The organism is Ilumatobacter sp. (assembly GCF_049588435.1).
Lineage (GTDB): Bacteria > Actinomycetota > Acidimicrobiia > Acidimicrobiales > Ilumatobacteraceae > Ilumatobacter_A.
In genome coordinates this window covers 1-9,172 of sequence record NZ_JBAVYV010000504.1, presented here as the reverse complement: position 1 = coordinate 9,172, position 9,172 = coordinate 1, and the positions used below count along the sequence as shown (strand labels likewise).

Annotated in this window: 10 protein-coding genes and 1 pseudogene; 7 read left to right on the top strand and 4 right to left on the bottom strand. The window is 67.8% G+C overall.

Features of this window, described 5'->3' with window-relative positions:
- The 3 genes from WBV89_RS18930 to WBV89_RS18920 form a co-directional block, all read right to left on the bottom strand.
- On the bottom strand, positions 1-332 hold a 332-nt coding region (locus WBV89_RS18930), incomplete at its 3' end, for a hypothetical protein (RefSeq protein ID WP_423982883.1).
- 48 nt (positions 333-380) lie between these two features.
- Positions 381-1,100 carry an ABC transporter ATP-binding protein gene (locus WBV89_RS18925; RefSeq protein ID WP_423982882.1) on the bottom strand — a complete coding sequence of 240 codons (720 nt, stop codon included), beginning with the start codon at positions 1,098-1,100 and terminating at the stop codon, positions 381-383.
- Positions 1,101-1,116: 16 nt separating this feature from the next.
- Positions 1,117-2,823: a hypothetical protein gene (locus WBV89_RS18920; RefSeq protein WP_423982881.1), complete on the bottom strand. Its 1,707-nt coding sequence runs from the start codon at positions 2,821-2,823 to the stop codon at positions 1,117-1,119.
- A 113-nt stretch (positions 2,824-2,936) separates the two neighbouring features.
- Here WBV89_RS18920 and WBV89_RS18915 point away from each other — a divergent pair, with 113 nt between their 5' ends.
- From WBV89_RS18915 to WBV89_RS18900, 4 genes are read left to right on the top strand one after another with little or no spacing between them, the layout of a single operon-like run.
- Positions 2,937-3,659: a TlpA family protein disulfide reductase gene (locus WBV89_RS18915; RefSeq protein ID WP_423982880.1), complete on the top strand. Its 723-nt coding sequence runs from the start codon at positions 2,937-2,939 to the stop codon at positions 3,657-3,659.
- Positions 3,656-4,624, top strand: coding sequence for a prephenate dehydratase (gene pheA / locus WBV89_RS18910; RefSeq protein WP_423982879.1), 969 nt, complete (start codon positions 3,656-3,658; stop codon positions 4,622-4,624). The genes WBV89_RS18915 and pheA overlap by 4 nt, the downstream gene beginning before the upstream one ends.
- A 57-nt stretch (positions 4,625-4,681) precedes the next feature.
- On the top strand, positions 4,682-5,575 hold the full coding sequence (locus WBV89_RS18905) for an SDR family oxidoreductase (protein WP_423982878.1): 894 nt from the start codon (positions 4,682-4,684) through the stop codon (positions 5,573-5,575).
- Positions 5,576-5,590: 15 nt separating this feature from the next.
- Positions 5,591-6,115 (top strand): DUF5655 domain-containing protein, encoded by a 525-nt coding sequence (locus WBV89_RS18900; RefSeq protein ID WP_423982877.1) that lies wholly within the window; start codon positions 5,591-5,593, stop codon positions 6,113-6,115.
- On the opposite strand, the gene WBV89_RS18895 is transcribed toward WBV89_RS18900, so the two are convergent.
- Positions 6,096-7,778: a carboxylesterase/lipase family protein gene (locus WBV89_RS18895; RefSeq protein ID WP_423982876.1), complete on the bottom strand. Its 1,683-nt coding sequence runs from the start codon at positions 7,776-7,778 to the stop codon at positions 6,096-6,098. The two genes, WBV89_RS18900 and WBV89_RS18895, sit on opposite strands and share 20 nt — an antisense overlap.
- A gap of 82 nt (positions 7,779-7,860) precedes the next feature.
- Here WBV89_RS18895 and WBV89_RS18890 point away from each other — a divergent pair, with 82 nt between their 5' ends.
- From WBV89_RS18890 to WBV89_RS18880, 3 genes and pseudogenes are all read left to right on the top strand, one after another.
- Complete coding sequence (locus WBV89_RS18890; protein WP_423982875.1) at positions 7,861-8,256, top strand: hypothetical protein; 396 nt, start codon at positions 7,861-7,863, stop codon at positions 8,254-8,256.
- A gap of 77 nt (positions 8,257-8,333) precedes the next feature.
- On the top strand, positions 8,334-8,900 hold the full coding sequence (locus tag WBV89_RS18885) for a sigma-70 family RNA polymerase sigma factor (RefSeq protein ID WP_423982874.1): 567 nt from the start codon (positions 8,334-8,336) through the stop codon (positions 8,898-8,900).
- A pseudogene (locus tag WBV89_RS18880) lies at positions 8,897-9,172 on the top strand (hypothetical protein); the annotation flags it as partial. The gene WBV89_RS18885 and the pseudogene WBV89_RS18880, both read left to right, overlap by 4 nt.

Below are 9,172 nucleotides of genomic sequence, written 5' to 3'. Positions count from 1 at the left end.
CCCATCACCGCGCCCGCATCGTCGTTCGAGTCATCCGCCGTTGCCTCGGCCGCATCGGATCCGGTGGTGGTATCGGCGATGGCGTCGCCCACGAACCCTGCCGACACCGCGGCAGTCGCCGTCTCGGTCGTCTGGGTCGGAGTGTCGGCCGGCTCGGCCGTGGAGGATTCGGTGGTGTCCGTTCCGGCGCCACGGCTCAAGTACGCGACGACATTCGTGCCCGCTGCCACGATGCTCACGACCGACCAGCCCTCGCGGGCCTTCTCGGTGAGCATGGGTGCGAGTGAATCGGCGTCGTAGGACGACGCGATGACCGATGAAAACTCCTGCATCCGATGATCGTAGACCACGGGGGCGAAACGTAGACAGCGAAGGCGGACTCAGTTGTCGCGATCGCCGTCGACGGCGTCGGTCTGGTTGAACCAACCGTCGGACAGCGCATCGGGATCGGCTCCCGCGGGGTCCCCGTCGTAGATCACACCCCCGTCGCTCAGCGCGATCAACCGGTCGCTCGACGTGACGCTGGCGAGTTCGTGGGTCGCGACGACGAGCGTTGCTCCGTCACCGTGGGCCCAGGTCATCAGTCCGAGCAGCGCCTCCCGTCCCAAACGGTCGAGCCCGACGAACGGTTCGTCGATCAGCATCGTCTCGAAGGGCCGGACGAACGCGATGGCGATCGCCGCCTTCTGTTTCAGGCCGCGACTGAATGTCGACGGGAGATCGTCGGCGCGCTCGGTCAACCCGACACTGTCGAGCAGCCAGTTCGCGTGGTCCTCCCAGTCGTCGGTGCGGTGCAGGCGAGAGATGTACTCGAGGTGCTGTCGCACGCTCAGGTCGTCGTAGAAGACCGGCTGGTCCGACAGGTACGACAGTGCCGCGCGGGCGTCGGGACTGCCGGCGGTGTGCCCGGAGATCGACGCGCCGCCTCCGCTGGGTTCGAGGAGGCCCGCGAGCATCTTGATCAACGTCGTCTTACCACTCCCGTTGTGACCGATCAGCGACACGCGTTGGCCGGTCGGGACGACGAGGTCGATCGGTGCGAGCGCATCGGTGTCGCCGTAGCGCTTGGTGAGGCCCTCGGTCTCGATCGCGTTGGTCATGCGGAGCCTCCTGGGGTCATGCCGCGCGGCCCGCGGCGAAGAAATTGCGGATGCCGACCGCCAGTCGGTCGCGGCGGACGACCCACCACGTCATCACGGCGAGGCAGAGTGTCACACCGATCACCGATCGGCCGACCATCGCGGCGTCGGCCTGGAGCCGCATCGCGAGGACCGGACCGGCGGCGATGCTGCTCAACACGATCGGGATCGCGCCTTTGCCGACGTTGCTGAACCCTGCCATCTCGGGCATCGCAAACGGACTCTCCGCACCGCGATCGGCACCCATCAGCGTCGTCCCCTGGATCTCGGCCGGGTCGGGTGCGTCGCCGACCGTGGACACCACCGCACCGATCGAGCCGGCCCACGCGATCGGGATTCCGAGGGCGAACGCTGCGGCGACTTGGTGAGGTTCGATGATCGTTGCAGCGGTCGCCCCGATCAGGCCGGCCACGGCGAGTGCGCAGGCGGGGGCGACGAGATGGTTGGCGAACAACCAACCGCGCTGGACGGGGAGTCCGTCGGTGAGGTCCGGATGGTCGACTTCCTCGGCCAGCGGTTCGAGCGATTCGAGCCCGAGGAAGAACGCTGCTCCGACGAGGGGAATGAAGAACAGCAGCGATGACGTGACCGCCAACGACGCCGAAACTCCGCCGACGGCCGCCAACGAGGCCATCCGCAGCAGGCGACTCATCGGAAGTCGATTGAACGCCGCCGCGCCGCGTCGCCAGATGAAGGTGGGAACGCGGATGGGTTCGTCGTTGCGTCGTGGGCGGTGGGCGGAGGGGACGATCGAGGTCGGTGCGGCGTGCGTCCGACGTCCGATCAGCGGCCGTGTCCGGATCGACTCGGCGCGGAGCTGTCTGCGCAGCAGCACGACGGTGCGGATGTCCTGGACAGTGGCGGCGAAACGCAACTGCGAGACGAGTTGGCCGCGCCGTTCGAGCGGTTGCAGACGGAGTCGGCCACCCAGTGCCATCGCGGCACCGAGCAGCAACGCCGCGACCAGCATCGAGACGATGTCGATCCAGCGCTCGCGGATGCCCCAGAACATCAGGCTGCCGGCGAGGTTGAACGGTCCGACTCGAGCCCAGCCCGACGCCTCGCCGGACCAGATCTGCCACGCGGTCACGCTCTGCCAGACCAGGCAGACCAGCGCCACGGTGCTGGCGATCCAACGCGGGACCCGCAGCGCGTGGGTGACCACGGCCCCTCCGACGTAGAACGCGGCGAGCAGGACACCGAAGATCGCCCCGCTCGCGGCCCACGCCGCACGGGAGCCTTCGAGTTCGCGGGCGACCAGTTGACCGATGATCGCGAATCCCAACCCGAGAGCGAAGGCGATCGAGCGGAACCGCTGCGTGATCGGTCGGAGCAGGACCCGGGTCCGGTCGAGCGGTGAGAGGAGCAGGTGGCGGACGTCGGCGGGCTCGACGGACACCGGGCCGCCATCGGCTCCGTTCATCACGCCGATCCCGAATGCGAGTGCAGCGAGGATCCCCGCAATCGCCGGGCCGCGACGCAAGATGTCCTCCGAGGCGATCGGCTCGTCGATCAGGGTGGCGATCGAATCCGACAGGTACAGCACGACGCCGGTCCCGACGAGCGCGAACAGGTACACGCGGTACAGAACGTCGAACCACTCGGTGTCACCGAGCCGCCGTTCTCGTCGGACACGGCGCAGGTCTCGCAAGACGGCGGCATCTGCCGCCACGACTTCGTTCATCGTTGATCGACGGTATCCCTCTCTCGGCACCGCGACTCGCGATGGTCCAAACGGGGTCGCCGGTGGGTGCACCGCGTCGTCCGCCTCGGGCGGAGACACGGCAGACTGTCCGGGTGACAGTCAACAACTCCTCGCGCCGTCCGATCGTCCGTCGAGCCGTGGTCGGCCTCGCCACCGCGAGTCTGCTCGTCAGCGCGTGCGGGAGCAGCGACGACAGTGGGTCGGACGACGGCACCACGGAGGACACGACCGGTGACACGGCGAGCAGCGGGACCGACACTCCGACGACCGACGATGCAGCGACCGACGAGGTCCAGCAGAATCGTCCGGTCTCCGTCGAGGGAGCCCCGTTGGTGCCCTACGACGCGACCCTGCCTGCCGACCCCGCGGTGGGAGAGGCCGCACCCGTCGTGTCGGGCGAGAGCTTCGATGGCACCCCGGTCACGATCGGCGGGGCGACCGGGAGCCCCACGCTGGCGGTGTTCCTGGCGCACTGGTGCCCCCACTGCAACGAGGAGGTTCCCCAGCTGATCGAGCTCGAAGACTCCGGCGAGTTCCCCGAGGGCCTCGAAGTGATCGGTGTGAGCACCGCGGTCGATCCGTCTGGTGAGAACTTCCCGCCGAGCGAGTGGATCGTGGACAAGGGGTGGCCGTTCGCCACGATGGCCGACGACGAGGAACTCACCGCGATGACCGCGATGGGCGGAACGTCGTTCCCGTTCCTGGTGGTCCTCGACGCAGACGGAAACGTGCTCGCACGCCGCGCCGGGTCCGCTCCGGCGGCCGAGACGAAGGCGTTCCTCGACGAAGCGCTGGCCAATCAAGGAGCAGCATGACCGCGGCGGCGACCGACGGCCTCGAACCCCCGACGACACCGCGCCGGATCGGCTTCTTCGGGCCGCTCGGTACGTTCACGCAGCAGGCGCTGCTCGGCGTCGAGTCGTCGCAAGGAGCCGAGCACGTCCCGTACCGCACGGTTCCCGACGTTCTCGATGCCGTCGAATCCGGCGAGGTCGACTCCGGGTTCGTCCCGATCGAGAACTCGATCGAGGGGATGGTCAACTTCACCCAGGACGCACTCGCTTTCGATCACGAACTGTTGATCACCCACGAGTCGGTGATCGACATCGAACACTGCCTCCTCGTCCGGCCGGGCTGCTCGCTCGACGCGGTGACCGAGATCCTCTCCATCCCGGTGGCGACAGCGCAGTGCCATCGCTACCTCCGCGAGCGTCTGCCCGACGCCGAACTGATCGCTGCGAACTCGACGGCCGATGCGGCGCACCGGGTGAGCACGTCGGACCGCGATGACGTGGCCGCGCTCGCACCGCGCATCGCGGCCGAGGTGTACGGACTCGACGTTGCGGAAGCCGACATCGCCGACCACGCCGGCAACCAGACGCGCTTCGTGATGGTGGCGCGTTCGGGCGTTCCCGCGCCGACCGGTCACGACCGGACCGCGCTCGTCGTGTACCAGCGCGAAGACGAGCCGGGCAGCCTGATCGCGATCCTCCAGGAGTTCGCCGCCCGTCGGATCAACCTGTCCAACCTGTTCAGCCGGCCGACGAAGAACGGGGGGCTCGGTCACTACTGCTTCATCGTGTACGCCGACGGCCATGTCGCCGACGAACTTCTCGCCGACACGATGCGGTCGCTGCACGCCAAGCAGGGTGGGGTGAAGTTCCTCGGTTCGTATCCGGCCACCGGTGAATCGGCCGAGACGGCCCGGGAACACGCGGGTAACCGCTGGCGCGACGCCGACGACTGGCTCGCCGACATCCGCAACTCGATCGCCACCTGACCCGCGCCGGGTTGGGGACTGCAGTGGTGGTGAGGCGGCCGTCGTAGGGTGTCGGGCATGGCGAACGCTGCGTCTCCCGGCCAACCCGTCACCGTCGTCACCGGCGCCAACTCCGGGATCGGGCGGGCCACGTCGATCCATCTCGCGTCGGTGGGCCACCACGTCGTGGGCACCGTCCGCTCGCTCGACAAGGCCGAGAAGCTGAACGCGATGGCCGACGCAGCGGGTGTCGAGGTCGACCTCGTCGTCGCCGATGTCGCCGACGATGCGTCCGTCGCTGCGGGGTTCGACGAGATCTTCGGTCGCACCGGACGTGTCGATCACCTCGTCAACAACGCGGGGGTCGGCGGGAACGCCGTCGTCGAGGAATGTCCGTCCGATCTCTACATGAGCGTGATGAACGTCAACCTCTGCGGAGCGACGCGGTGCATCCAGGCGGTGCTGCCGCAGATGCGCGACCGCGGCAGCGGATCGATCGTGAACATCACCTCGGTCGCAGGTCGCATCGCCGCACTCGCGCAGTCCCCCTACGTGGCATCGAAGTGGGCGCTCGAAGGAGTGAGCGAGGGACTCGCCCAAGAGCTGGCGCCGTTTGGCATCCGGGTCGCGATCATCGAGCCCGGAGTGACGAAGTCGGCGATCTTCGCGAAGAACATCGACGCACCGAACTCGTCGGACGCCTACGAAGCCCACTATCGACGGATGTTCCAGTTCTACGGGGCCGGGATGGCGAACGCCACCGATCCCTTCGAGGTCGGCCGGGTCATCGAGCACGCGATCACGACCGACAGCCCGCGCCTGCGGTACCCGGTGAGCTGGGGTGGCGAGGAGATGTCGGCACTGCACGATCGCATCGACGATGCCGACTGGCTCGAATTGGGAGCCCTCGAGGACGATGCGGACTACATCACCCGGTTCAACGAGATCTTCGGAATCGACATCTCACTCTGACTCGCCTCCGACCCGATGGCCGTCTGGACCTGCCCCGAGTGTCGGCGAGAGTTCGGCTCGGTCGGGCAGGGGCACATGTGCGAGCCCGGCCTCACGACTGCCCAGTTCCTCGCGGCGTCGCCCGACTTCGTCGCACCGGTGTTCGAGCGTGTCCGCGACCACCTCGTCGCGGTCGACCGTGACCAGCACGACGGCGCAGGCGATCACCAACGAAGCCTGATCGTCGACCCCCTCGACGGCAAGGTGCTGTTCAAGAACGGTCCGACGTTCTGCGTTCTCGAGGTGAAGAAGAAGTGGGTCGGTGTCGGGTTCTCGCTGCGGCGTCGGCTCGAGTCCGGTCGGCTCTCACGCAAGGTGGTCGACTACGGGAACAAGTACTTCCACGTCGTCAACATTGACGATGCCGACCAGATCGACGACGAGTTCGAGGACTGGTTGACCGAGGCCTACTTCCACGGTGATGAGTCGAGCGAGTCCGTGAGTGGCTCCGACCCGATGGTGCCCGACGACGTCGACATCGTCATCGCGCCACCGCCGTGACACTCTGCTCGTCGAGCCATGCGATGCGTGCGCGCATGAGATCGAGCCCGTTCTCGGCCGGGCAGGCGGCCACGTGGGAGATGGGACGATCGAAGACCATCCGTTGCGGACCGTCGGAGCCCTCACCGTCTCCTGCGGTGGGGTCGTAGGCGGGCCAGGGCGCACGTCCGGGGGAGTCCGGTGTGCCGGTCGCAGCGAACGCGAACCAGCGGTCGCCCATCTCGCGGGCGAGCAGGTGGGCGTCGGCAGCCGTCGGAACGAGGGGGAACTTCGTGTCGAAGACGTACAGCACCTCGGCCGCGTGGAACGCTCCGATCGTCTGCTTCGGGGACGCCGGTACGGCACGGAAGTGGTAGCGGTACACCGGGTGGCCCTGCGCCGCGTGGCACCGCGATGCATGATCGACGTGCACGCCGAACATGTGGTCACCGCAGTGGGCGATGCGCGCATCGACGTCGCCGGTTCCGATTCCCGGGTACTCGTCGAAGAGTCGATCGACGTCGTCGGGCGAGGGGTACGAGCGCTCGAACGCGGATCGGATGTCGTCCGGTGCCACCTGTTCGCCGATCTCGGGTGCCTCGAATTCGGCGCCTGCCGGGTGCATGAACGCCGCGAGCAGTGAACCCTCGTCGGCGTTGTATCCGATCATCAGCGGGACCGGTGCCTGCTCGCCTCGGCTGAACGCGGTCATCGGCGTGGTCGGGAGGACGACGCCGTCGACGGCCGGATAGAACGAGCGACCGTAGTGCGGGTTGTCCGTGTAGAGCGTGGAGAGAGTCGTGGCGTCGATCGCGCGGAGTGCCTCGATCGATCCTGCGTCGTCGCCGGTGGCGAGGCGGGCGAATGCCGTGCCGGTGTCGACGGCGGGCTCGAAGTCGAGCATCGGCCGGTCGAGGTGGAGCCATCGTCCGCTGTCGCTCGGGCTCTGCGCGATCGCCCGGTGGAACAGGCCCCGTGCGGCGGGAGCGGTCATCAGGTTCAGCACTGCTTCACCGCCTGCCGACTCACCGAAGATGGTGACGTTGTCCGGGTCGCCTCCGAATGCCTCGATGTTGTCGCGCACCCAGCCCAGGGCCGCGATCTGGTCGAGCAGGCCGTAGTTGCCCGAGACGCCGTCGGGTGATTCCGCGGACAACTCCGGGTGGGCGAGGAATCCGAACATTCCCAATCGGTAGTTGATGGTGACGAGGACGCAGCCGCGTTCGGGAAGCACGTTGCTCTGGTACATCGCCTCCGCCCCGCTGCCGTCGGTGTGGTCGCCGCCGTGGATCCACACCATCACCGGGAGCCCGGATGCGTGGCGGGGGGCGCGCACGTTGAGCGTCAGGCAGTCCTCGCTCTGTTTCGTCGGGGCGAGCTTCATCGCTGTCGCGAGTGCCCGGGTTCGCGCTGCGCCGAGCCCGAGCCCGGCGACGAGTGCGTCGAAGAAGTGTTCGAAACTGGCCGCTCGCTGATGCGGGGCCGAACCGAACTTCGCGCACGCCCGCACGCCGGTCCACGGTTCCACGGGACGTGGAGCCCGCCACCGCAGGTCGCCGATCGGTGGCGCGGCGTAGGGAATTCCTCGGAACATCGCGATGCGTCCACGGGACGAGGTCGTGCCACGGATGCGTCCCGCAGTCGTCGTGGCCGTCGGTGCGGAGCGTGAACGAAGTCGTGCCATCGCGTCATTGTCCCGCATCGTCGACGTGGCAGCGAACGCGGGCCGCGTTGATCCAGGTCAGGTCGGCGCCCGAACCACTGCCATGGGTTCGAGTGACGACACCACGACGGAGGATGCCTTCTCGCTTCGCGTCGAGGGTCGCGTCGGTGCCAGTGGTGCCCTCGCGCTGGACACATTGCGCGGGCTGGCGACCGGAATCGATGCCGGACGGCCGTCGATCGCTCTCGTCGACGTGTTCGCACCGATTCGGCTGTCGGCGAGTGCCGATGTGCTCGTCGTCAGTTCACCCGATCCACGATCGGTCGCGCTCCCGGTCCGTGCGGTGATGCGCCGGCCGAACATCCGACTCATCGTCGATGGTTCGTCGGCGCGGCCTGCGGTTCTGCTCGACGCGCCCGATTGGACCGACGACGACCCGCCCTTCGTCGTGGAGCGGCTGACAGCTCTCACGTTCTACGAGTTCGTGCTGCGACCGTGAGCGTTCTGGTCGCCGTCCGTCCGCGCCGTCGTGCCGGTTTGTGCTCTGGACCCCGTGGGTACGATCGCCGAACCACCATGGCGTCGAAAACCGAACTCTCCACGCTTGCCGAGCGGGTCGTCGACGGCGACCGGCGTGCTTTTGCACAGATCTACGACGAGATCGCGCCGCTCGTCTTCGGTGTCGTCAAGCGGGTGTTGCGCGACCCGGCGATGTCGGAGGAGGTCACCCAGGAGGTTTTCGTCGAGATCTGGACGTCGATCGCCAAGTTCGACCCTGCGCGTGCATCGCTGTCGACCTGGTCGGTGACGATCGCCCGTCGCCGGGCGGTCGATCGAGTCCGCCGTGAGCAGTCCCAACGCAACCGCATCGAGGCGCTGGGCCACCAACGTGATGATTCCGACATCGCTGTCGATGACGAGGTGGTCGCGAATTCGGAGGCCGCCCGTGTCCAGCACGCGGTCGAGTCCTTGCCCGACGATCAACGCGAGATCATCCAGCTGGCCTTCATCGACGGCTGTGCACACGGCGCGATCGCCGATCGCCTCGGCATCCCCCTCGGTACGGTGAAAGGCCGCGTCCGCGGTGGGCTGAAGCGACTGCGCACCCAACTGGAATCGAGTGGACTGGAGGACGGACGATGAGCGAACCGGACAACACCACCTCGGGTGGCGATCGAATCGACGAGCTGCTCGCTCTTGCCGCCCTCGGCGAACTGACCGCGGCCGATGAGCGTGAACTCGACGCTGCACTCGCCGCCGACGTCGCGCTCCAGGACGAGTTGGACGCCGACCTCGAGACGGCGGCGCGGATCCAGGCGGTCAACGCGGTGCCGCCGCCAGCCGAGCTCAAGCGACGAGTTCTCGACGCCATCGACGCCCCGTCGGTCGCGCCGGCAGCACCGCCACCCGTGTCC

Excerpts from the sequence above, each read along its gene's own strand:
- pheA (WP_423982879.1), top strand. The coding sequence starts at position 3,656 with ATGACCGCGGCGGCGACCGACGGCCTCGAACCCCCGACGACACCGCGC.
- WBV89_RS18920 (WP_423982881.1), bottom strand. The coding sequence starts at position 2,823 with ATGAACGAAGTCGTGGCGGCAGATGCCGCCGTCTTGCGAGACCTGCGC.
- WBV89_RS18890 (WP_423982875.1), top strand. The coding sequence starts at position 7,861 with ATGGGTTCGAGTGACGACACCACGACGGAGGATGCCTTCTCGCTTCGC.
- WBV89_RS18895 (WP_423982876.1), bottom strand. The coding sequence starts at position 7,778 with ATGGCACGACTTCGTTCACGCTCCGCACCGACGGCCACGACGACTGCG.
- WBV89_RS18885 (WP_423982874.1), top strand. The coding sequence starts at position 8,334 with ATGGCGTCGAAAACCGAACTCTCCACGCTTGCCGAGCGGGTCGTCGAC.
- WBV89_RS18900 (WP_423982877.1), top strand. The coding sequence starts at position 5,591 with ATGGCCGTCTGGACCTGCCCCGAGTGTCGGCGAGAGTTCGGCTCGGTC.
- WBV89_RS18905 (WP_423982878.1), top strand. The coding sequence starts at position 4,682 with ATGGCGAACGCTGCGTCTCCCGGCCAACCCGTCACCGTCGTCACCGGC.
- WBV89_RS18925 (WP_423982882.1), bottom strand. The coding sequence starts at position 1,100 with ATGACCAACGCGATCGAGACCGAGGGCCTCACCAAGCGCTACGGCGAC.